The sequence below is a fragment of the Priestia iocasae genome, from assembly GCF_016909075.1.
Taxonomy (GTDB): Bacteria; Bacillota; Bacilli; order Bacillales; family Bacillaceae_H; genus Priestia; species Priestia iocasae.
Map to the genome: position 1 here is coordinate 22157 of NZ_JAFBFC010000010.1, position 23841 is coordinate 45997.

Annotated in this window: 22 protein-coding genes; 1 reads left to right on the forward strand and 21 read right to left on the reverse strand. The window is 36.6% G+C overall.

All coding sequences use genetic code 11. From position 1 onward, the window contains the following. Window positions 1-6: 6 nt before the first annotated feature. From yabN to metG, 21 genes are all read right to left on the reverse strand, one after another. Window positions 7-1464: a bifunctional methyltransferase/pyrophosphohydrolase YabN gene (gene yabN, locus JOC83_RS18700; RefSeq protein ID WP_205188903.1), complete on the reverse strand. Its 1458-nt coding sequence runs from the start codon at window positions 1462-1464 to the stop codon at window positions 7-9. Continuing rightward, window positions 1461-3086 carry a putative polysaccharide biosynthesis protein gene (locus JOC83_RS18705; protein ID WP_205188904.1) on the reverse strand — a complete coding sequence of 542 codons (1626 nt, stop codon included), beginning with the start codon at window positions 3084-3086 and terminating at the stop codon, window positions 1461-1463. The genes yabN and JOC83_RS18705 overlap by 4 nt, the downstream gene beginning before the upstream one ends. Before the next feature lie 230 nt (window positions 3087-3316). Further along, the gene (gene spoVT / locus JOC83_RS18710; protein WP_205188905.1) at window positions 3317-3853 is read right to left on the reverse strand and encodes a stage V sporulation protein T; all 537 of its coding nucleotides are present in this window, start codon (window positions 3851-3853) and stop codon (window positions 3317-3319) included. A 375-nt stretch (window positions 3854-4228) separates the two neighbouring features. Next, on the reverse strand, window positions 4229-7777 hold the full coding sequence (mfd, locus tag JOC83_RS18715; protein WP_378913406.1) for a transcription-repair coupling factor: 3549 nt from the start codon (window positions 7775-7777) through the stop codon (window positions 4229-4231). Between the two features lie 57 nt (window positions 7778-7834). After that, complete coding sequence (locus tag JOC83_RS18720) at window positions 7835-8065, reverse strand: anti-sigma-F factor Fin (RefSeq protein ID WP_205188907.1); 231 nt, start codon at window positions 8063-8065, stop codon at window positions 7835-7837. A gap of 62 nt (window positions 8066-8127) precedes the next feature. After that, complete coding sequence (gene pth, locus JOC83_RS18725; protein ID WP_205188908.1) at window positions 8128-8685, reverse strand: aminoacyl-tRNA hydrolase; 558 nt, start codon at window positions 8683-8685, stop codon at window positions 8128-8130. Window positions 8686-8774: 89 nt separating this feature from the next. Next, window positions 8775-9401: a 50S ribosomal protein L25/general stress protein Ctc gene (locus JOC83_RS18730; protein WP_205188909.1), complete on the reverse strand. Its 627-nt coding sequence runs from the start codon at window positions 9399-9401 to the stop codon at window positions 8775-8777. Window positions 9402-9604: 203 nt separating this feature from the next. Beyond that, a complete protein-coding gene (locus tag JOC83_RS18735; RefSeq protein ID WP_205188910.1) occupies window positions 9605-10558 on the reverse strand; it encodes a ribose-phosphate diphosphokinase in 954 nt (317 codons plus the stop codon). An 18-nt stretch (window positions 10559-10576) separates the two neighbouring features. Next, a complete protein-coding gene (glmU, locus tag JOC83_RS18740; protein WP_205188911.1) occupies window positions 10577-11956 on the reverse strand; it encodes a bifunctional UDP-N-acetylglucosamine diphosphorylase/glucosamine-1-phosphate N-acetyltransferase GlmU in 1380 nt (459 codons plus the stop codon). 212 nt (window positions 11957-12168) lie between these two features. Beyond that, window positions 12169-12459 (reverse strand): septation regulator SpoVG, encoded by a 291-nt coding sequence (gene spoVG / locus JOC83_RS18745; RefSeq protein WP_110114672.1) that lies wholly within the window; start codon window positions 12457-12459, stop codon window positions 12169-12171. A gap of 164 nt (window positions 12460-12623) precedes the next feature. Further along, window positions 12624-13004: a RidA family protein gene (locus tag JOC83_RS18750; protein WP_205188912.1), complete on the reverse strand. Its 381-nt coding sequence runs from the start codon at window positions 13002-13004 to the stop codon at window positions 12624-12626. Window positions 13005-13091: 87 nt separating this feature from the next. Next, window positions 13092-13913, reverse strand: coding sequence for a pur operon repressor (gene purR / locus JOC83_RS18755; protein ID WP_205188913.1), 822 nt, complete (start codon window positions 13911-13913; stop codon window positions 13092-13094). A 55-nt stretch (window positions 13914-13968) separates the two neighbouring features. Further along, on the reverse strand, window positions 13969-14838 hold the full coding sequence (gene ispE, locus JOC83_RS18760) for a 4-(cytidine 5'-diphospho)-2-C-methyl-D-erythritol kinase (protein WP_205188914.1): 870 nt from the start codon (window positions 14836-14838) through the stop codon (window positions 13969-13971). A gap of 271 nt (window positions 14839-15109) precedes the next feature. Continuing rightward, window positions 15110-15280 (reverse strand): small, acid-soluble spore protein, alpha/beta type, encoded by a 171-nt coding sequence (locus JOC83_RS18765; protein ID WP_205188915.1) that lies wholly within the window; start codon window positions 15278-15280, stop codon window positions 15110-15112. A 131-nt stretch (window positions 15281-15411) separates the two neighbouring features. Further along, window positions 15412-15669: a biofilm formation stimulator Veg gene (gene veg / locus JOC83_RS18770; protein ID WP_110114667.1), complete on the reverse strand. Its 258-nt coding sequence runs from the start codon at window positions 15667-15669 to the stop codon at window positions 15412-15414. A gap of 211 nt (window positions 15670-15880) precedes the next feature. Then, entirely contained in the window at window positions 15881-16777 is an 897-nt protein-coding gene (gene yabG, locus JOC83_RS18775) for a sporulation peptidase YabG (protein WP_205188916.1), read from the reverse strand. 88 nt (window positions 16778-16865) lie between these two features. After that, complete coding sequence (rsmA, locus tag JOC83_RS18780) at window positions 16866-17744, reverse strand: 16S rRNA (adenine(1518)-N(6)/adenine(1519)-N(6))-dimethyltransferase RsmA (protein ID WP_205188917.1); 879 nt, start codon at window positions 17742-17744, stop codon at window positions 16866-16868. Beyond that, on the reverse strand, window positions 17738-18301 hold the full coding sequence (gene rnmV / locus JOC83_RS18785) for a ribonuclease M5 (protein ID WP_205188918.1): 564 nt from the start codon (window positions 18299-18301) through the stop codon (window positions 17738-17740). The genes rsmA and rnmV overlap by 7 nt, the downstream gene beginning before the upstream one ends. A 119-nt stretch (window positions 18302-18420) precedes the next feature. Beyond that, window positions 18421-19644, reverse strand: a complete 1224-nt coding sequence (locus JOC83_RS18790) for a ubiquitin-like domain-containing protein (RefSeq protein ID WP_338038948.1) — start codon at window positions 19642-19644, stop codon at window positions 18421-18423. Between the two features lie 225 nt (window positions 19645-19869). Beyond that, on the reverse strand, window positions 19870-20640 hold the full coding sequence (locus tag JOC83_RS18795; RefSeq protein ID WP_205188919.1) for a TatD family hydrolase: 771 nt from the start codon (window positions 20638-20640) through the stop codon (window positions 19870-19872). Between the two features lie 151 nt (window positions 20641-20791). Next, window positions 20792-22771 (reverse strand): methionine--tRNA ligase, encoded by a 1980-nt coding sequence (gene metG, locus JOC83_RS18800; RefSeq protein ID WP_205188920.1) that lies wholly within the window; start codon window positions 22769-22771, stop codon window positions 20792-20794. Window positions 22772-23538: 767 nt separating this feature from the next. Between metG and JOC83_RS18805 the strand changes: the two genes are divergently transcribed. Next, window positions 23539-23823: an AbrB/MazE/SpoVT family DNA-binding domain-containing protein gene (locus JOC83_RS18805; RefSeq protein ID WP_110114660.1), complete on the forward strand. Its 285-nt coding sequence runs from the start codon at window positions 23539-23541 to the stop codon at window positions 23821-23823. The last annotated feature ends 18 nt before the right edge of the window (window positions 23824-23841 follow it).

A 23841-nucleotide genomic window follows, 5' to 3' on the forward strand; every position in this document is an offset into this window, starting at 1 on the left:
TTTTAATTATAAACCTTGTTTTTTTGCATCGTTCCAAAATGTATCTAACTGTTCTAACGTAAAAGCTGAAAATGGTTTACCCGTTTCATTTACTTGATTTTCAATGTATTGAAAACGCCTTGAAAACTTGTGGTTCGTTTGAGCAAGAGCTGACTCTGAATCCACCTTATAATAGCGAGCAACATTCACAAGTGCAAATAAAATGTCACCAAATTCATCACTTAGCTTATTCTCATTATTTGATACTTGAACCTCATCTTTAAATTCTCTTATTTCTTCAAACACTTTGTCCCACATCGGTTCAACATGATCCCAGTCAAAGCCTACTTTTGCCGCTTCTTTTTGATATTGATGAGCCTTCATCAAGCTTGTTGCTGAGTTAGGCACACGATCTAATATCGATTCCGTACGTTCTCCTTTTTCTTCTTGCTTAATTTCGTTCCAATTTTGAACAACTTCTTCAGCATTTTCTACATTCACATCACTAAACACATGAGGATGCCTTCTCACCATTTTACTTGATAACTCTCTAATCACATCGTCGATGGAGAACATTCCATCATCTTCTCCTATTTGTGCATGAAGCATAACTTGAAGTAACACATCTCCGAGCTCTTCTACAATATGATCGTCATCTTCGTTATCAATTGCCTCTAAAAGTTCATATGCTTCCTCAAGTAAATACTTTTTGAGAGAAGTATGGGTTTGCTTTTTATCCCACGGACAGCCATTCGGTCCTCTCAATGTTGCAATAATGTGTCGCAACGACTCAAACTGATGGTAAAGCGGTTCACTCTCTACAACAGGCGGAACATAAACGGTCGTTAAGTTGCTCAAGGTAACCTCGCGATCCAACTCATAAAGCTTTACCTTTTTAATGACTTCTAGCGCACTTCCAGCCGCTGTTACAATATAAACTGGGTACTCATCTGGTAAGTGTTCCATTAACGTTAACTTAACATCTGATGCAACAAATTGATCGTATACCTGTGAAATAAGCACATGCTGTGTTAGCTGTAGCTCCGCTCTGTTCATAGAAGTACCATCGAGAAGTTGAAATCCTTCAATTGGATCTATTTTAAGCGCAGAAAAAATAGGATCTAAAAAGCTTTGTCCACCTTTTATCTCTACACGTATATCAGCTTCTTGTGCTTTTTCTAGCAATAGTTGTATCGTTCTTTCGGCTACAAGCGGGTGTCCAGGTACTGCATACACAATATCGTCATCCTGGCTGCACAAGTTTTCGACAATATGCTGATAAACCTCTTCAAATGAATCATGTTGTTCATAAATAGTATCAAATGATGTAAATAAAATACCTTCCTCTTCGAAATGAGACACCACTGGATGCTCTTCTGTTCGTAAAAAGAGATTTTTTGCACCTTTTAATATTCGAAATATACCCAATGGAAGCTGTTCTAAATCTCCTGCTCCTAATCCAATGACTGTAATTGTTTTGCTCATTTTTTATCACCTTTGTTTTTATTTTTTTCTATATACTTAGCTACTTTATCTCCAAGCGGAATATCTAATAATTCGTTTAGCGTAAAGACACCATTTCTTAAAATAAGATAAATGTAAAGTACACCACCTAAACACACTGCGCTTAATGCTTGACTACTATAAAAGGTAGTGTGACGATTATTAGCCTCTACTAAGGAGTATGCGCCTAGTTCATACAATTTAAGAACCACTAACATGACACACGCAGCCATGAGAATACTACCTATACTTTTTCCACCGATCATGCTCATTCTAATTTTCAAGCGTAAATAAAGCGTGTTTACACCAGCAATAAATGCAAAACTTAAAACAGATGCAATTGCTGCTCCTTCTGTTTCATAAACAGCAATCAATGCTATATTCAAAACATATTTTAATACAAGACCTCCTAATACCGCCAAAGCAGGCACATACATATATCCCATACCATGTAAAATGGCTGCCGTTGTAGCAGATAAGGTAGTGAATACAATGAGCAAGCTTAAGATTTGTAATGTATCTGTGCCTTTGATATCTCCATACAGCATAGCGTTTGTCGATTGCATGATTCCTACTAATCCCATTGCAGCCCCTATTCCGACTACAAGTGAAAGCTTTAAAGACAAGCGGCTCTTTTCCCTCATGAGTTTTTGATCTCTGTTTGAAACTGCAGATGAAATAACAGGAACTAAAGCTAACGAGAAGGCCGTACCGACTACCGTACCAAGCTGAATCAGTGGTAATCCTCGATCATATGTACCTTTCATTATTTTCGCTTTTAATTCACCCGTTCCTTCTAAGACTAATTGAGAAAAAAGAGTAAAGGAGTCTACAAGCTGAATAAATAAAAGACCCATACCACTTAAACAAATAAGACTTCCTTGCAATGCTACTTTTTTTAAAACCGCGCTTACTTCGTCTGTTATCTGATATTGACCTCGTATCGGTAATCTTTTTTTATGCTTTAGTAAAAAGGCACCTAATACAAATAAGGATGTGATTGCACCCGTAATAGAACCAAAAATAGCCCCTGCCCCTGCTACATAAAGATCATAGCCTTGATGAAGCAATAAAAAAGAGAGCAGTAAAATGGTCCCCACTCGAACCATTTGTTCTGCAACTTGTGAAAGTGCAGTAGGCACCATATTATTAATCCCTTGATAATAACCACGAATGACTGCTAGAAATGGGATAAATAAAAAGGAGAGAGAAATGATTTGAATGAGGGGTGTTAATTTATCATCACCCATCCAACTTGCAATTTGCTCAGCAAATAGATATTGAAGAGCAAAGAAGAGGCCATTCATTAAAGATAACAGCATAAATGATGTACGTAAAATTAAGGAAATGACTCGCTTATTGTGCCTATTTTCCGCTATTAACTTAGAAATGATAACCGGAAAACCATATGTACCTAACAATAAAGAAATCCCATAAAGAGGATAAACTTGTTGGTAAATATAAAACCCTACATCACCGGCAATATAGTGATAAGGAATTCGATAGCTTGCACTCAGAACTTTTGTAAATAATCCAGCAAGTGTTAGAATGAGCGCTCCATTTAATATTGATTGAACATGACTGTTCTTGACCTCTTTATTCATGATGAACACCTTTCAAAATTAAAGACACCTTCTAGTTATCATTCATCTAATCTGCACATTTATAGAGAAGAGTCTTTGGCTGTTTATGTTCTCCTACAACACTGCACTTTTCTATAAATTGCTACATGTATTATATCACGACTCTATACGAGTCTTTTGACAATTAAAGATAACAAGTAAAAAAGGTAGCAAGTTTGCTACCTTTTTTGTTCCTACATATAATGGTTGTATTATTGCTCCATTTGACGAGATAAAAAGCCAGCAGCTGTTTCCACAGCCTTATGTTCTACCTCTGTGACAGACTTATCTTTTGAGAAGATCACAACAGCGCCAATTGGATCACCATTTGCTACAATTGGACCAATGGTGTAAGATGCGACAGTCTCTTCTTGTCCATCAATAAACTCAATTTTCTTTTCATCTTTCACTAAAACAGAACTACGACTTTCCATCGTTGTTTCAACAAGTTGGCTAATGTTTTTATTCAAATACTCTTTTTTAGAGCTTCCTGCTACAGAGATATAGACATCTCGATCACAGATTAAAACAGGGTGCCCTAAGCTGTCATATAAAGCTTCTGCATATTCTTTCGCAAAGTCACTAAGCTCACTAATTGGAGAATATTTTTTTAAGATAACTTCTCCATCTCGATCTACGAAGATTTCTAGTGGGTCTCCTTCACGAATCCTTAAAGTTCTGCGGATTTCTTTCGGAATTACAACCCGCCCTAAATCATCAATTCGACGAACAATACCTGTTGCTTTCATTCATTGAAGCCTCTCTTTCATCTGATGATTAAATGTATTTGGTGACTCAGGATTTTTATCCTGTTTTTGAAGCTATCACCATTGTTGCAATTAGTATCCGTCACAAAATAACTTCTATACACCAACCATATCATTTTTTGTTAAAAAGTACCCAATATCATATTGTTCTTCTTATTTTAAAAGTAAACTTATCTACGTTGTGGTTAATTTTGGTTATTTGTTTCTCATTTACCCTCCACTTTTCTTTTATAAACATTTTTACTTGTCATAACTAAAACTTCTTTTTAAACATAAAAACGCAGATGCTTTCTCCTATACAACTAAACATGCGCTAGTTGATAAGTAAACATCCACGTTCTATGTGATGATTGTTTGTTAACTTTTTACTTCTTCTCTTTTAATAGTAGATAACCCTTTTATCATTTCATACACAACGTTTAACCACTCGTTTTGCGAAACGCCTTTAATATTTAAAACAACTTTCACTTTCTTTCCTTCCATCCCTAAGCTTACCATCCGTCCAAATTGATTACCTAGCTGGAATAATTTTTGTCCATCGACATTTGAACTAGCTTGCTCAGATAAAAGAATTGTTACTTGTTGCTTTGCTTGTACGATTGATTCAACTCGTTGCTCCTTCGCATGTACCTTTGTTCTTGCAACTCGGAACAGGTAATCTACCTCTTGTGGATACTCACCGAATCGATCAATGATTTCATCTTGTAAGTCTTGAACATCTTCCAATGTTTCAATTCCTCTAAAGCGTTTATACAGCTCAATTTTTAAGCGACCATCTGAGACATATTGGTCTGGAATATATGCATCAAGATCGAGGTTCACTTCTACATCGCTCAATTCCTTCGTATCATCGGTTCCTCTTCGTTCTTCAATGGCTTCTTTTAACATTTGAGAATATAAATCAAACCCAACAGAGTCAATAAAGCCATGTTGCTGTGCACCAAGAAGGTTTCCTGCTCCACGAATGGATAAGTCACGCATCGCAATCTTAAATCCAGATCCTAGTTCTGTGAATTCTTTAATTGCCTGTAATCGTCTTTCCGCTACCTCAGTTAACACCTTATCTTTTCTATACGAAAAATATGCATAAGCCACTCGGTTAGAGCGACCTACACGACCACGTAATTGATACAACTGAGATAAGCCCATTTTATCTGCATCGTGAACAATGAGTGTATTTACATTAGGGATATCAACCCCTGTTTCAATAATGGTCGTACTAACCAACACATCGTATTCGCCTTCTAAAAAGCTTAAAATAACTGCCTCAAGCTCTGTTTCATTCATCTTACCATGCGCATACGTTACGCGCGCATCAGGCACTAGCATTGAAATCTCTTCTGCTTTTCGTTCAATATCTTCAACACGGTTATATAAGAAATAGATTTGTCCATCTCTTGCTAGTTCTCGTTCAATCGCTTCTCGAACAAGCACACCATTATATTCAACGACATACGTTTGAACAGGGAAACGATTCTCTGGAGGCGTTTCAATAACAGATAAATCTCGCACACCAAGCATCGACATATGTAATGTTCGAGGAATTGGTGTAGCCGTTAATGTCAATACATCAATGTTTGCTTTAAACTGCTTAATTTTCTCTTTATGAGTAACACCAAATCGTTGCTCTTCATCAATAATTAACAGACCGAGCTCTTTATAAACAATATCTTTTGAAAGAAGACGATGTGTACCGATTACAATGTCGACGGTACCGTTTTTCAGCCCCTTGATTGTTTCCTGTTGCTGTTTTCTCGTTCGGAAACGACTTAGTAGCCCAATGTTGATTGGATAATCTTGAAAGCGCTCACGAATCGTTTCAAAGTGTTGCTGAGCTAAGATTGTCGTTGGAACAAGAAAAGCAACCTGTTTTCCATCCGCAATGGCTTTGAATGCAGCTCGAATGGCTACTTCTGTCTTTCCATAACCAACATCTCCACACAACAGTCGATCCATTGGACGCTCTTTTTCCATATCTTTTTTAATTTCATGGATGGAGCGAAGTTGATCCTCTGTTTCTTGATAAGGAAATGATGTTTCAAACTGACGCTGCATATCTCCATCTGGAGAAAATGCGTATCCTTTACTCGCTTCACGCTCTGCATATAATTTTATTAAGTCATCTGCGATATCCTGAACAGAAGATTCTACTTTCCTCTTAACCTTCTTCCAATCACTTCCACCTAATTTATAAACTTTTGGTTCTTTTCCTTCCGAGCCTACATACTTTTGAACTTGATCAATTTGTTCAACAGGGACATACAGTTTGTCAGTTCCCTCATACTTGATATGAATATAATCTTTATGATTTCCATTAATCTCTAATGTCTCAATTCCTAGATAACGACCGATACCATGGTTGATATGAACAACATAATCACCAACATTTAGCTCAGAATAGCTTTTAATTCGCTCTGCATTGGATAATTTCTGACGACGCTTTGTCTTCTTAATCCTCTTTCTAAAAAGCTCTTCCTCTGTTAATACCGCTATTTTTTGCATCGGCAATTCAAACCCAACATGAAGGTCTCCTTCAATGATTTGCACTTTACCAGGAATGAGCTCACTATCGGATGACAGCATTGAAGATTCAATATCGTAATCAGCTAGTACTTTCTCTAATTTACTTACTCGCTCTTCGTTTGCACCTAGTACAACAATGGCATATTGACTCTTCACCCAACGGTCAATCTCATTTTTCAACAAATTCATCTGACCATAAAATTGCTGCATTTGTTTATAAGAGATGTTGACAATATTTTGTGGGTTTGTATAGGAAACATGCTTTAAGAATAAAGACAAATAAATAATAGGATGACCAGCTTTTGCAATTAATGACGAAACTTTATGAGAAGGCACTACATCTCTTACAATTTCACCATTTGCTAATAAATCTGTAATCCATTCAGCCTCTTCTTGATCTAGTTGTTCTGATGTCTCTTGAATACGTGTCATTTCATCAAATAAAATAACGCCGTTTTCAGGTAGATAGTCTATTAAACTAGTAGGCATTTCATAAAACAGAGATAAATATTTGAACATGTTATCTAATAGGTGCCCTTGTTTTAACTGTTCAATTTCACCTTGAATTTTCTCTACTAACAATTCTTTTACTGCTTCATCTTTGACACTCTTCAACGTAGAAGCAAGATGCTTTTCAAGCGTAACAATCCCTTGCTCTATTTCCTTGTCTGTAAAAATCATTTCGCCTGCAGGGCTTATTTTGATTTCCTTTAATTGCTTATGTGAACGTTGATCTTCAATCGTAAACGTACGAATGGAGTCCACTTCTGTGTCAAATAGTTCGATACGAACAGGGTATTCCTCGGTCAATGGATAGATATCAATAATGCCACCCCTAACACTGAACTCCCCTGGTGAATCAACCATTGAAGCACGCTCATAACCGAGTGACACTAATTGATGCAAATAAGATTCAACATCAATATCTTCTCCTACCTTAAATGACAGTTGACTTTGTTTCCAGCGTTGCTTTGGAGGTAATAGCTTACGCAAACCGGAAATAGGTGTAATCACAATCCCTTTGCCTTCATGGCTCCAATAATTCAACGCTTCAATTCTCTGAGCCTTTAGTTCCGGGCTCGCAATCCCTACCTCTGTCGCAATCAAATCGTTTACAGGATATAAAAATACACCACTGTTTGGTAGTAAGTTGGTTAAATCATCATAAATCTTTTGAGCTTGATATAAATTGTGGGTCACGACTAATAATGGTCGACCTTGTTTTTCATGTAGCGCTGCCATTAAAACGGAACGCGCGGATCCGGATATCCCTGCTACAAGTTGTTCTTTTAATCCTTCTTCGACACTTTGAATAATGGTTTTAATCTCTACGTTTTCGCGAAAATGTTTTTTAATCCCTAGCAAAGGATTCCCTCCTCTCATGCACATGTTGCACAACTATAAACAGAAAAATGCTTTGGCTCTAAGTACCAAAGCTCTTTACTGTATAAAAGTCTCATATTGGTGATAATCAGGGTTACGTTCTAACGCTTCCTGACAATCTTCGCAAATGGTTTGAATCGACATCTCCCCATTGCTGTTATAATGAATGAATTGTTTACGTTCGGTTGCGGTTAAATGGTCTAGTCCGAGCTCCTTACTATTGATAGTGACTACATCAATTATACCAACACTCGTCCCACAATGTCTGCAAACATAACGGATAGACATAAAAATCCTCCTAGCAAGTGTTTTTACTGCTAGTATCGACACTTACGAGGTATGTTATTCATTCAATTATAGCGGTTCATCACTTCTAAAAATGGTGTATGAATCCAATCTTCACTTGCTTTGATAGACTTATCAATGGCTTCTTTCATATCTACCATTTCTTCATTTGTAAACTTACCTAGTACGTAATCGCTTATTTTCATTCCATTGGTTGGTCGATCAATTCCAACACGGATACGGTTAAACTCTTGTGTTTTTAAATGTTGAACAATGGACTTAATACCGTTATGTCCACCAGCGCTTCCTTTGGTGCGTAAGCGAACTTTTCCTGAAGGTAAGTCTAAATCATCATAGATCACAAGGATGTCTTCAGGAGAAACGTCATAGTAGCTCATGAGCGGTTTCAAACTTTCACCTGATAAATTCATATATGTTAAAGGTTTTAATAATATGACTTTTTCACCTTTCACTGTACCGACACCGTAGATACCATTAAACTTTGTCTTATCTAACGAAATCATAAGATGCTCTGCTAATTCATCAATAATCATAAATCCAATATTATGTCTTGTGCGGTCATATTCTCGACCAGGATTCCCTAATCCTACAATTACTTTCAAGGGATGTTCTCCTTTCATAAAAACAATCTATACTTCCTATTATAATCAAATCATTCGAAAAGACGTAACCTTTTGGTTACGTCTTTTTATCATTCTTCTTTATTTTTTTCCGAAACGTCATCTTCATCTGCGCTATCTTGTTGCTCACCGCTATTAATATCTTCTTCTTGACGTGGTGGTAAAATAGAAGCAACTGTGTCGGTTAAGTTATGAGTGATTTCAATATTTTTAGCTACCGTCGCTTCCTCTAATGTAATGGTATCGTTCACGCCTAAGTTTGTAACATCAATTTGAATTTCCGATGGAATGTCTTTCGGCAACCCTTTAACCGTTACTTCATGTAACGACTGTTGCAGAACGCCACCTTCTTTTGTTCCTGCCGCTTCTCCAACCAACACGACATTAACTGTTGCTTCAATGTCTTTTGACATATCTATAACTTGGAAGTCTGCGTGCACAATCTCATTTTTTAATGGATCTGTTTGAATATCATGTAACATAACTGAATACTTTTCACTGTTCACTTGCAATGTTAAAACGCCATTGCGTCCACTCTCACGAATTGTTTTAATGAATTCTGCGCTATTTAGATAGATCGATTTAGAATCCACTTTATTTCCGTATACAACCGCTGGAAAGTTTCCTTCCTCACGAATTTTTCGTCTCGCTGAATTTTTAAACTCATTTCGCTCATTTGCTTGTAAAAGTGTACTCATTTATATCACCTTCCATGTTTTTTCTCTGCGTCATACTATAAATCTTCCCTAAATGAAACAGAGTTAAACATGAAATCCAAAAGTGATTGAGTTATGTAAAAAACCTCGCCTATTCCATTCATTAACTATCAAGAATGGAACGACGAGGTTTTAAATAAGACTTTCTTTTCCTTAACAAGAAAAGTTGTCTGAGAACCTATCTATTAATCAAATAATGTACTTACAGATTGTTCTTCATGTACACGGATAATGGCTTCACCCATTAGAGGTGCAACTGATAACTCAGTTACTTTATCAATTTTCTTCTCTTCTGGTAACTCAATTGAGTTTGTTACAACTAATTCTTTGATGTTAGAGTTTTGGATACGCTCAATCGCTGGACCTGATAGAACAGGGTGTGTACAACAAGCGTATACCTCTTTTGCTCCACTTTCAATTAGAGCATTCGCTGCTAATGTAATCGTACCTGCTGTATCAATCATATCGTCAATTAGAATAGCTGTTTTGCCATCTACTTGACCAACAATGTTCATTACTTCTGCCACATTAGGGCGTGGACGACGCTTGTCAATAATAGCAATTGGTGCTTTTAGGCGCTCTGCTAGCTTACGCGCACGAGTCACACCACCATGGTCTGGAGAAACAATGACAACGTCTTCTAAGCTTTTACTCTTAAAGTATTCACCTAAAATTGGTACACCCACTAGGTGATCGATTGGGATATCAAAGAAACCTTGAATTTGTGGTGCATGTAAATCAAGCGTGATAATACGAGTAGCACCTGCTGTTTCCAATAGGTTTGCTACTAGCTTTGATGTAATTGGCTCACGAGCTCGTGCTTTACGGTCTTGACGAGCATAACCATAATAAGGCATAACAATATTAATTGTTTTTGCTGATGCTCTCTTTAATGCATCAATCATAATTAATAATTCCATGATATGCTCATTTACCGGTGCACTTGTTGATTGGATAATGAATACATCGCACCCACGGATACTTTCTTCGATATTGATTTGAACTTCACCATCACTGAAGCGAGCCACTGAACATTTTCCAAGCTCAACCCCAATTACCTTTGCAATCTCTTCTGCTAGAGCAGGGTTAGAATTTAATGTAAAAACCTTTAGATTTTCATCAGCATATACTTTTGACATTATATTGTGAAACCTCCGTTAGGATTTTTTATTGATATTTAGGTTCTCAACATAGTTTTCTTTGTTAACTTGTCGAGCTCGTGCAATCGATAATGCTTTTGATGGAACATCTTCTGTAACTGTTGAACCTGCAGCTACATATGCTCCTTCACCAATGGTAACCGGTGCAACTAAGTTTGAATTACACCCAACAAAAACGCCATCTTCAATTTTTGTTAAGTACTTGTTTTTGCCATCATAGTTGACCGTAATAGAACCGCAACCTAGATTCACATCTGCTCCTACTTCAGCATCACCAATGTAGCTCAGATGAGACGCTTTGCTACCTTTTCCAAATGTAGACTTTTTAATTTCTACAAAGTTCCCTACACGTACCTCATCACCAATTGCGGATTGAGGGCGAATGTGTGCAAATGGGCCAATTGTCACTTTTGCACCGATTTCGCTGTCATGAGCAACAGAGTGACGAATGGATGTTTCATTTCCAACTTTGCAATCTTTAATTTCAGTATTTGGACCAACTTCACAATTTTCACCAATCACGACTTCACCCATAAGTAGTGTACCTGGATGAATGATGGTATCACGACCAATTACTGTATCTGGAGAGATATACGTGTTAGAAGGATCAATAATTGTGACCCCATTTAACATATGCTGTTTGTTAATGCGTTTTTTCATTGTTTCTTCTGCTTGAGACAATGCATATCGATCATTAACACCAAGCGTTTCTGAGAAATCACTTGTTTGATACGCTGAAACAATTTCACCTTGATTCTTTAGAATCTCAACAACATCCGGTAAGTAGTATTCACCTTGTACATTGTCATTTGATACTTTAGAAAGTGTTTCAAACAAATATTGATTATCAAAACAGTACGTACCCGTATTGATTTCTTTTACAGCTCTTTCTTGTTCAGATGCATCTTTATGCTCAACAATCTTTTCAACTAACCCTTCTTCGTTACGGATGATGCGACCGTAACCTGTTGGATCTTCTGCATATGCAGTTAGAATCGTTGCTTTTGCACCTGTTTGCTCATGTTGATTTAGTAAAGCTTCAATTGTCTCTGAAGTAATCAGTGGTGTATCTCCACAAATGACAATTGTTGTACCTTCTTCATTTGCTAATAACTCTTCTGCTTGCATGACAGCATGAGCCGTTCCTAGTTGCTTTTCTTGCAATACAAAAGAACTTTTATCCCCAATGTGTGCCTTCACTTTTTCAGCACCATGACCAACAACAGTAATGAGTTTAGCCAACTCTAAAGAAGAAAGCTGATCGATAACATGTTGTACCATCGGCTTCCCACAAACAGGATGTAGCACTTTATATAAAGATGACTTCATACGTGTACCCTGCCCAGCTGCCAATATGACTGCATATCTTTTTGACATAACAGGCCTCCAATTTTACCTTTTTATCCATTAAAAATATTATCCTAAAAGCTCGTCTATTTCAAGAAATGATGAAAAAGTACATAGATTTGTCAGTGAATTAACATAGATTTGAAATAAATAGAACAACTTGAAGATTAGATTGAGGAACAAAAGGGAGATTTATACAAAAAAGAGCCTATTTATCAATAGACTCTTTAATCAATCATATTTTATGAAGCACCCGCTTCTTCAAATTCAACTTCTAATTCACCTAAGCGATGATATTCTGCTAAAACAGCATCTTGAATTTTTCCGCGAGTACCAGAGTTAATCGGATGTGCAATATCACGGAACTCACCATCTGGCGTACGCTTGCTTGGCATTGCCACAAACAAACCATTATTCCCATCAATTACACGAATATCATGAACAACAAACTCGTTATCAAGTGTAATTGAAGCGATTGCTCTCATACGTCCTTCTGTGTTTACGCGGCGTAATCTCACGTCAGTTACTTCCATTCTGTTCACCACCTTTTTTCTAAATGAAGCTTTAATTAGTAATTCCACAAATTTTTAACTTTTCCTGCAATTCTAAAAAATTTTTTAGTGAAAAATCGTAAAATAAGTGAACAAATGGAATTTTTATTCTGTGACCTAGAAGAATGCAAAAAAACCGTTAAATTTTAACGGTTTTTAACAAGAGCTACCACTTCAATTTCAATTAACGCGTCTTTCGGAAGTCGCGCTACTTCAACACATGATCTCGCTGGCTTATGATTATTAAAATACTTGGCATAAACTTCGTTAATTTGGCCAAAGTCATTCATGTCTTTAATAAAGACTGTTGCCTTTACAACCGTTTCAAAGGATGCTCCAGCTGCCTTTAATACTGCATCTAAATTTTGAAACACTTGCTCTGTTTGTTCAACAATTCCTCCGTTTATCATATCTCCAGCTGGAGTTAGCGGAATCTGACCTGAACTATAAAACATATTATTAACAACAATCCCCTGCGAATATGGCCCAATTGCTTGTGGCGCTTCGTTTGTTTGAACTTTTAGCATGCTTCTCCCTCTCCTTTAACTACTCTATGTCTGCTTTATGTTTGCATTCTCACACATAAAACGTTTAATAACGATAAACAACCTTTTTTAAAGGTAATTTAAATAATTTCCTTCTTGGACGCGGATTTGCTTTTCTTTCACATCGACATCTTTTAATTGTACCAGTGAAATATACTCGTCTACTAAGCGCTCCTCAATATCTTCTGACTCTACTAATACCCCTATACCCGCTACATGTGCTTCAAACTCTTCTAATAAGCTAATCATACCGTTAACCGTGCCACCAGCTTTCATGAAGTCATCGATAATCAGGACGTTAGATCCAACCGCAAGACTTCGTTTTGCCAATAACATGGTTTGAATGCGTTTAGAAGAACCCGAAACGTAGTTGATACTAACTGTTGAACCTTCTGTTACTTTACTATCACGTCTTACAATGACAACAGGTACATTCAAAAATTGAGCAACAGCATACGCCAACGGAATCCCTTTTGTCGCAACCGTCATCACCACATCAATTTTGCGTTCAGCAAAAAACGATGCAAACAAACGCCCAATTTTATTTACAACACGAGGATTCCCTAAAATATCTGTTAAATATAAATAACCACCAGGTAAAAGGCGCTCTGGCTTTGCCACCATTTCACATAATTCTGCTACAAACTTCTTTGCTTCTTCTGTTGGTACCCTCGGGATAAACTTGACGCCACCTGCTGCGCCTGGAAGTGTCACAAGCGTACCAATCCCTTGTTGTTCAAACGTCTGCTTAATAATAGCCATATCTTCACTAATAGACGATTTTGCTGAATCATACTTATCTGCAAAATGCGTTAAAGGAATCAGACGTTGAGGGTTTTGAATAAAGTAGTTTGTCATATCAATTAATCTTCCACTACGTCGGAATTTCATAATACCCTCCTAAAATCCGAATATTTTAAATTGAATATAACATTAATATACGGATTTAATCAAGAGGTATTCGTTCCCCTAACAATCTTACTGCGTAAACCTTGTCACAAAAACCTCTTAAACCGTTATAAATACGATGCATTCTTGAATCGTATTGTACTAATCCGAATACTGTAGGACCACTTCCACTCATCAATACTGCATCTGCGCCAAAGCGTCCCATTTGTTCTTTAATAAGTGCCACTTCCGGATGCATCTTTAGTGTTACACTTTCTAAGACATTCCCTACGAGCTGACACATGTGATGATAATCTTTTTCTTCGATTGCCCGAACCATCTCATCAACATCTGGGTGCTTCACACTGCCTAACTGTAAATTTTTATACACATCAGCCGTTGAGACTCCAATTTCTGGTTTGGCTAAAATGACCCAGCAATTAGGTGGTGCTTCAATATGCTTCACAACCTCTCCTCTGCCAGTCGCTAAGGCCGTTCCACCATAGACACAGAATGACACATCTGAGCCAATTTCTGCTCCAATTTCCGCTAATGTATCCATGGATAGATTCAGATTCCAAAGCTGATTAAGACCTCTTAACGTAGCAGCTGCATCGCTACTACCACCCGCTAACCCTGCCGCAACAGGAATCATCTTATCAATTGAAATCGTGACTCCTTTTTTGACACCATATCGCTTCTGCAATAACTGAGCAGCTTGATATGCAAGATTACGTTGATCATCTGGGACAAAACGATTTTGTGAATGAATGACGATTTTTCCGTCCTCGCGGTCAGAAAGCTCAATTCGATCCGCTAAATCAATTGTTGTCATAACCATTTTCACTTCATGATATCCATCAAGACGCTTATGTAAAACATCTAATGATAAATTTATTTTAGCGGGTGCCTTTACCATTAACTTCAACTTACTCCACCTACTTCGCCTAATAAAGTTTAACGTTATTTTATCATAAAATAGGCCAGATACATCCTTTCTATTTGACATCTTTACACAATCATATGAACGACGATTATGACAAATCGTAAAACAGCCGAAGTAAGGATACTTCGGCCGTTGTTTCAATTAAGCTGTTTTTAAGAATGAAAAAGCCATATGCACTATTCCTTATCCTTTATATGAACAGTTTGAGTGATTGATTAAAACAGCTTGCTTTATCAATTTCAAAAAGAAGACATTATTTTGAGAGTTGTTGTTGAGCCATTTCAATGGCACGTTTGACCATGTTTCCCGCATCTTTAGAGCGGATTGCTCCCCAACCACTTTTTTTCACTACATCATAAAACCCTAACTCTTTTGCTAACTCTTCTTTTAACTGGTTTGACATGACACCTTTACGTCTTCCCAACTGCCACAACTCCTTTTTATGAAATCACGACAGTTATAGTATGTAACAGAACAAACATAGTATGTTTACTACTTTCTGTAAAAGCGCATAAAAAAAGCAGTAAACAAAGGTCCACTGCTTGCTACCAAGTTCTATATCATGCTGCCTGCACTTTCATCAAAAAACTGTAATTGCACGGTTTCAGTTAAAACGTCTGCATAACTGTATGAAACACGCTCTAACGAATTTTCTGCTTGATCTAATTCAACAATGAAAACTGATGGATACGTTTCTGCTAATACACCTGATCGCTCAATCGTTTTTCTACGACCACCGTTTGCTTTTAATGTAAGACGCTGTCCTAGATGCAAATCAAGCGTTTCTTTAATGTCAGATAATGTTTTCGCCATATTTGTCCACCTCACTCTATGTAGTATAGCACACCTATGAAAATTAGTCAAAAATATAAAATTATAACAACCTTAATCCATTCATGTCAACTTAAAGTTTTCAACAGAAACCTACATTTATTTTATATTCTTTACCAAATTAAAGAAAATATGTACAATGATTCTTTATTTACGTGGGATTAAAAAAACAGAACCTACAAACATAAGCTGTTTATAGGCTCTGTTCTTCCTCATCATCGTGTTGTTGATAAGGCATTCCTGTTCGAAGAAGACCTTTTGTTTCAACTCCTCCTAATCCTTTTGCACCAGTGAGGGTATTTCGTAAAACATCCCATACATTGATGTAGTCTGTAAAAGGCGTAAAGCTAATTTTGGAGACAATGTAGACGGGATCTAGCGCATGAATATTGACTCTTGAAGGAGAACTTGCAAAATTAGCTCCGGCTTGAATCAACGATTCAAAATGAGATTGACAAGCACCTGCAAAAATAACAAGTTGATCTAAGTTTGGCATTTGCGCTCTAATTTCACGCACAGTTTTAACAAAATAACGAGAATGTCTGTATGCAATTAAATCTGTTTTTCTTCCTTTTGATTTTGAATATGCATCATGACCTGTTAACACTAAGATATCAGGCCGAACCTCTTTTACTAACTGAGGTACTTTCTCAGGCATCTCCTTTTCAAGACAATGTATCCCGTACACAGGAATACCAATCTTTTCATAAAGTAGCAAGCATTTGTTTAAATAATTTGGATCTCCATCAATATGAAGAACTTTTCCTGGAAGCTGAAATAAATCATGAGTATGGCTATACCCATTTGTCATTTCGTATTCACTTTTTTGTCTACTCAAATTATAGTCTTGCTTAATAAGGGCTAATGATCGTTCTAATCGTTGGTCTTCTTCATGTTGGCGTTTCTTCTTTTCTTGTTCACTGACTACTTCTAAATCTGAAAAAGGGGCATCTGCAATTAACCGAACATCTTCTCCAAAGAGAGTAGCATAAATAGCCCCAGCTTCATCTTGATTGATTGATATAACTCGAAAGAGCAAATCCCGCTGATATGAAGGGCGGGTTACTAAATCACCTATTTTTATATTCATCCTATTCACTCCGTCTCAACCACTTAAGGAACTACTCATAATTTCTTTCTTCATAGCCTATGACTGAGTTAGGAAAAGGTGATTCGTTCTAGCGCATTGATTTTAAAAGCTCATCGCTTAATAAGCCAAATTCCTTAATTGACAATGTTTCTCCTCTGCGCTTTGGATCAACGCTTGCTGCTGATAATGCTTGTTCAATTTGCTGTTTGTTTTCTTTACCCTTTGGTAGATTATTCGTTAAATTATTTAAGATGGTCTTTCTGCGTTGTCCAAAGCTTGCACGTACTACTTTGAAGAAGAAATCCTCATCTACAACGTGAACGGCCGGCTCACTTCTTCTAATTAGACGAATAACAGCAGAATCTACATTTGGTTGAGGGTTAAATACTGTTTTCGGAACAATCATGACTGTTTCTGCTTCTGTATAATATTGAATAGCAATAGACAGAGATCCGTATTCTTTCGTACCAGGCTTAGCCGCAATTCGATCCGCTACCTCTTTTTGAAGCATCACAACCATACCACGCACTGGGATTTTCTCTTCTAATAATTTCATCAAGATAGGTGTTGTCACATAGTAAGGTAAGTTAGCTACCACCATAAGGTCACTTATCCCCTCAAACTCTTTTGAGATGACATCATGTACGTCAGCTTTTAATACATCTTGATGGATAACGTTAACGTGTGGATAAGGTTCCATTGTCTCTTTTAAAATTGGCAATAATCGCTGATCAATCTCAAATGCGACCACTTTCTTTGCGCGCTTGGCAATCTGCTCTGTTAGAGCCCCAATTCCAGGTCCAATCTCAATGGCACCTGTTTCTGGTGTTAATTCTGCATGATCAACAATACGATTTAAGATGTTTGTATCAATAAGAAAGTTCTGACCTAAGCTTTTCTTAAATGTAAATCCATGCTTTTGTAAAATTTCCTTTGTACGATTAGGTGTTGCAATATCTTTTACCAATTGTTTTTTTCCTCCTCATTTATACGCTCCATTACTTCTATAAACGTTGCCCTTGGAATCTGAAACATCGTCATTCGCTTATGTAGCTGTTTTCCATTGGCATATCCTATTTTTAACATCATTCCAAGCTTTTCACGTCTTTCTTTCGCCTGTGGTCCTCCTATTAAACCAGCATCGAGGAGATCTTGCTTAGAGACTTCTTCTTTCACATCGATCCACTCTTGCTGTACGGCCTTCAAAGCTTCACGTATAGCCTCTAAAGAAGCGTGTTCAACACCTATACCTTTACCATGTTTAGGTCTTGCCTCTTCCTTTGATAAAAAAGCATGCTTACAGCCTGGCACTCGCTCTGTTATTATATTTCGAATTCGTTGCCCTGGATAGTCAGGATCCGTAAAAATGATAACGCCCCTTTTCTCCTGAGCGAGGCGAACTTTTTCAATCGTCTCTTCACTTACAGCTGAACCATTTGTTTCGATTGTATCTGCATGAACTGCTCGTTGGATTACAACTGTATCATCTTTACCTTCTACCACAATAATTTCTTTTATTTTCATTTTTACCTCCAAAACATGAAACTTTTCATGTTGCATTTACGTCTATATACATAAAAGCTCATATTTTCTTATTGTAACTGAAAAAGGCAGAGGATAAAATTATCCTCTGCACTTTAAAGTTAATTTAATACTTTAATTTTAACAGTACGACGTCCCCATTTATAAGCTTTTGATTTATCAGGGAAAAACACGTCGATTTTATTTCCTTTAATAGCTCCACCTGTATCTGCTGCAACTGCATAGCCATAGCCTTCTACATAGACCTTACTACCTAAAGGAATGACGTTAGGATCTACGGCAATGACTTTTGCATTAGGATTTGCACGCAAGTCAAAGCCTGTTCTTGTTTTACCAGAACAGCCGTTGCAATATGCAGTATATGCCGTTGAATTTACTGTAAATTCTTTTGCTACACTACCATTACTACGAGATACTTGTCGATCTACTTTTGCTGCTGTTTGAGTGACCGGCTTTACAATTTTTGAACCGATCGCTAAAATCTTATCTTTACTTTCTTGTTGTTCTTCCGTTTTTACTAACTTACGCGAGGTTTCTTTCCCATTTTCAAGCGTAACTTCATAATGCTTGGTTACACGACCTTGTTGACCTTTTTGAATCACTTTTTCCTTCCCTTTTTCAAGGTTTGGATCATTTTTTGTCACAGTCGCATAATCAACTGGTTCTTCCACTACATCGGTGACCTTTTTTATTCTGATAACATTTACAACACTACCTGGTGTAACTTGGCTAGATAAACTAGGGTCTACACGGTCTGGATTATTTAGTTTAATTTCCTGTTGCTCTAAAAAGTCAGCGACCGTAGTCGAAGTGGACCAAACTTGCTGCTGGTTCTCGCCTTCATTGAGTGTCACTTGGAATGCTTTGTCTATTTCAATAGCTAAATCTTGTTTAATTGCTGTATCTAAACTTGGTTGAATTTGGTCATGCTTCGATAGTTCCAATTTTTGATCTTTTAGAACTTCTTGTACTGTATTGGCTGTAGTCCAAATATTTTTCTTTTGTTGATCAACTACGAGTTGAACAGATTTTGCAGGTTTCCACACAACGTTCATGTTCTCTGTTACTTGAGCAGATAAAGAATGTGATAAGTAGTCTCGCTTACTTACCTCAATATCTTCACGCCTTAGTAGGTCTCCAACAGTTTTAGCATGGGTGTTTATATCAACTTTTTGTCCATCCACTGTTAATGAGACCGAGGCTTGTGTGCTCTTATAAGCAACAAATCCAATCACGGTAGAAAACGCTACAAAACTAGTTACAAAGATTACTAGTCTTTTTCCACTCATAGATTTGGATAACAGCTTTTTCACGTTTTTTAACACGATGAAAAACGCCTCCTTCTCTCGAACAAGGATTATATAGAGTAGTTGTCAACTTGTCAACCCTCCCCTTTTTAGCTTTGACTATAGTCTATTATGTCTAAATTATCAAAAAAAAGGAAGAGAGACTTGTCGACAAGTTCATCCTATGAGTGAAAAAAGAAAAGTAGAACTCTTTTTAAAACCTTATCATTTAGACAAGTATCCATCATTTACCGTTAAATTATTTTATCGATTTATGCCGAATAGTTTTTTAGCATTTGCTGTTGTTTTTTGCGCTAATTCCTCATATGTAATCCCTTTTAGATCGGCAATTTGTTCAGCTATATATGTAACATAGCTAGGTTCATTGCGCTTTCCACGATACGGATGTGGAGTTAAATACGGACAATCAGTTTCGATTAAAAGTCGATCAAGAGGTAATTGTGTCGCCACTTCTTTTGGTTTTTTGGCGTTTTTAAACGTGACTGGTCCTCCGAATGAGATATACATATTCATATCTATACATTGTTTTGCAACTTCTAAGCTACCTGTAAAACAATGCATAATACCACCTACTTCTTCTACCTTTTCCTCTCTTAAAATCTGCACAACATCTTCTGTCGCATCACGATTATGAATGATAATTGGTAAATTCACTTTTCTAGCTAGGCGAATTTGTCTGCGGAACACATCTTTTTGTACATCCTTTGGAGATTTATCCCAATGATAGTCCAAACCCATTTCTCCGATTGCTACTACTTTAGGATGTGCAGCGAGCTCTTCAATCCACTCTAAATCCTCATCCGTCATATCAATTGCATCGACTGGATGCCAACCTACAGCCGCATAAATAAATTCATATTTTTCCACAATTTCCATTGCACGATTGATGGTTTTACGGTCAAATCCAACGACAACCATATGTTCTATGCCTGCGTCTTGCGCACGCTGGATAACTTCTTCCATATCTTCTTCATATTGATCTGCATTTAAGTGTACATGTGTATCAAATAACATAATGAGTATCCTCCTCTTCCTTTCACGTTTCTCCTGTTATAATTCCTAAAAAACTATTTTGTTATAACAAAAAGAAAAAGGTTTCACGTATGTTACACGTGAAACACTCTTTCTTATTCATCATTAAAAACAGGAATAATATTATAGAATATTATTTTATTTTCGTTCCATTTGCTAAGTTTTGGTCAACTGCTGCTAGTGATAAACCATTTTCATCTTCTCCTGCTAAAATCATCCCTTGAGATAATTCTCCACGAAGCTTTACTGGCTTTAAGTTTGTAACACAAATTACTTTTCGACCTACTAACTCTTCTGGCTTATAGAATTTAGCAATACCAGAAACAACTTGTCTCTTTTCGTATCCTAAATCTAATTGAAGCTTTAATAGCTTATCAGCTTTCTTTACAGGCTCTACTTGTGTCACTTGTGCAACGCGCAAATCGACCTTCATAAAGTCATCAATTGAAATTTCATCCACTTCAGGTGCTTCTACTTTTTCTTCTTCTTTTGGAGCTGAACCTTGCATTTGTTCTTTAATATATTCTACCTCTTCTTTTACATCCAAACGCGGGAACAAAGGTTCTCCCTGTGCTACTTTTGTTCCTTCTGGAATGAGACCAAATGAAGTAGTGCTATCCCATGATGTAAGTGCTTCTTCTTTTACCCCAATTTGTGCAAAAATCATTTCAGGTGTACGCGTTAAGAAAGGTTGAAGCAGAACAGCGATATGACGAATTGATTCTGCTAAATGCGCCATAACCGATGCAAGTTCTTTTTGACGATTTTCATCTTTCGCTAATGACCATGGTTGTGTTTCATCAATGTATTTATTTGTACGGCTAACTAGCTTCCATACCGATGATAAAGCAACGGAAAACTCCATCTTTTCCATTGAATGCTCATAGTTAGAAGTAACTTCTTTTTGAACTTGAACAAGCATATCATCAAACTCTGTTACTGCCCCTTGGTAGCTTGGAATCACACCATCGAAATACTTATTAATCATGGCTACTGTGCGATTTACTAAATTCCCTAGATCATTCGCTAAATCAAAGTTTACTCGCTCTACAAAGCCTTCTGGTGTAAAAACACCATCAGAGCCAAATGGAACTTCACGTAGCAAGTAGTAACGAAGAGCATCAAGTCCGTAACGGTCAATTAATGTTACAGGATCTACTACATTCCCTTTTGATTTAGACATTTTTCCATCTTTCATCAATAACCAGCCGTGTGCAAATACTTTCTTTGGTAGCGGTAAGTCTAACGCCATTAACATAATTGGCCAATAGATCGTATGGAAACGAACAATCTCTTTTCCAACTAAATGGACGTCAGCTGGCCAGTATTTTTGATAGTTTTCATCATTTTCTGTACCATACCCTAACGCTGTAATGTAATTTGATAATGCATCAATCCATACATAAATAACATGCTTTGGATCTCCAGGTACCTTTACTCCCCAATCAAACGTTGTACGAGATACCGCTAAATCTTCTAATCCTGGCTTAATAAAGTTGTTAATCATTTCATTCTTACGAGACTCTGGTTGAATAAACCCTGGATTCTCTTCATAAAAGGCTAATAATTGATCAACATACTTACTCATTTTGAAAAAGTATGATTCTTCTCTTACTAACTCAACTGGATGGCCACTATCAGGGCTTTTCCCTCCAACAACCTTTCCATCTTTCATAATTGGATCTACTAATTGATGTTCTGTGTAGAACGTTTCATCTGGAACAGAATACCATCCTTCATATTCATCTAAATAGATATCGCCTTGCGCTACTAATTTAGCAAATATTTTCTCCACTACTTCTTTATGACGGTTTTCTGTTGTGCGAATAAAGTCAGTATAAGAGATATCCATCTTCCCCCAGAGATCTTTGATACCTGCTACAATTTCATCCACATATTGTTGAGGCGTAATTCCTTTTTCTTCCGCTTTACGCTGAATCTTTTGCCCATGCTCATCTGTACCTGTTAAATAATAAACATCAAAGCCTTTTAAACGCTTGTATCTAGCCATCGCATCACCAGCAACAGTTGTATATGCATGACCAATATGCAGATTACCACTTGGGTAATAAATAGGCGTTGTAATATAATAGGTATTCTTGCTTTCTACCATAAAAGTTCCCTCCACTTTTTCATTTAAACAACAATATGTACTCTTCCTACCACTCTTTTTCAGAACAGTAACGAGCAACAGTATGTTTACTTCTTCTATATAATGTAACGGCAAACATTTTCACTTGTAAATCCGTTCACACATTAGATATGTAACTACTTGATTAAGATGATACCTATGTAGGCTCATTCTTCTTATTATTTTACATGATAAACTCCGAAAACGGCAAAACCCTTATGAATAATTTCTTGTATAAAATAAATTATGAAAATCTCCTTTAACTATCTAAGTCACGTCATATTAATAAGAAAGAAAGAGATACCATCATCATCTCCTATTTACTTATAAAAATATACATTTAGTTATGACTTTATCATGTCAGGTATCGTTCGTTAAGTGAAAGGAAAAAAAGTTCTGTAAACTTTGTCGAATAAGAAGTTTACAGAACTAGAATTTTGTCGAATTGTCGACATAGTTTCCGACAAAATTGCCAAACAATTCATGTTTTATTTTATGTAAATATTATGAGTATAATAGTTTCAGTTGCTATTTTTTTCAAAAATATACCTATTTTACACTGACTGTTGGTCAGAAAACCTTGATATATCAACAAACCTCATTTTAAATTTTTCCAACTACAGTTTTTTACATATAAAAATATTGACTAGTTTTGGAAACACTGTTATTATTAAATTACATTGAAATTTGTCGAATAATGACGAAAAAAATATAGAATAAATACTAGAATGTGAGAGGAGAACTTTATTATGAAATCTACAGGTATTGTACGTAAAGTTGATGAATTAGGACGTGTAGTAATTCCAATTGAATTACGTCGTACATTAGGAATTGCTGAAAAGGATGCATTAGAAATTTATGTTGATGAGGAGCGTATTATCTTAAAGAAATACAAACCTAACATGACTTGTCAAATTACAGGTGAAGTTTCTGATGAAAATATTCAACTTGCAGGCGGAAAATTAATTTTAAGCCGCGAAGGTGCAGAACAAATTATTAAAGAACTTCAAGATTCTTTAGCAACTGCTAAGTAATAAATAAAAAGCTGTCAT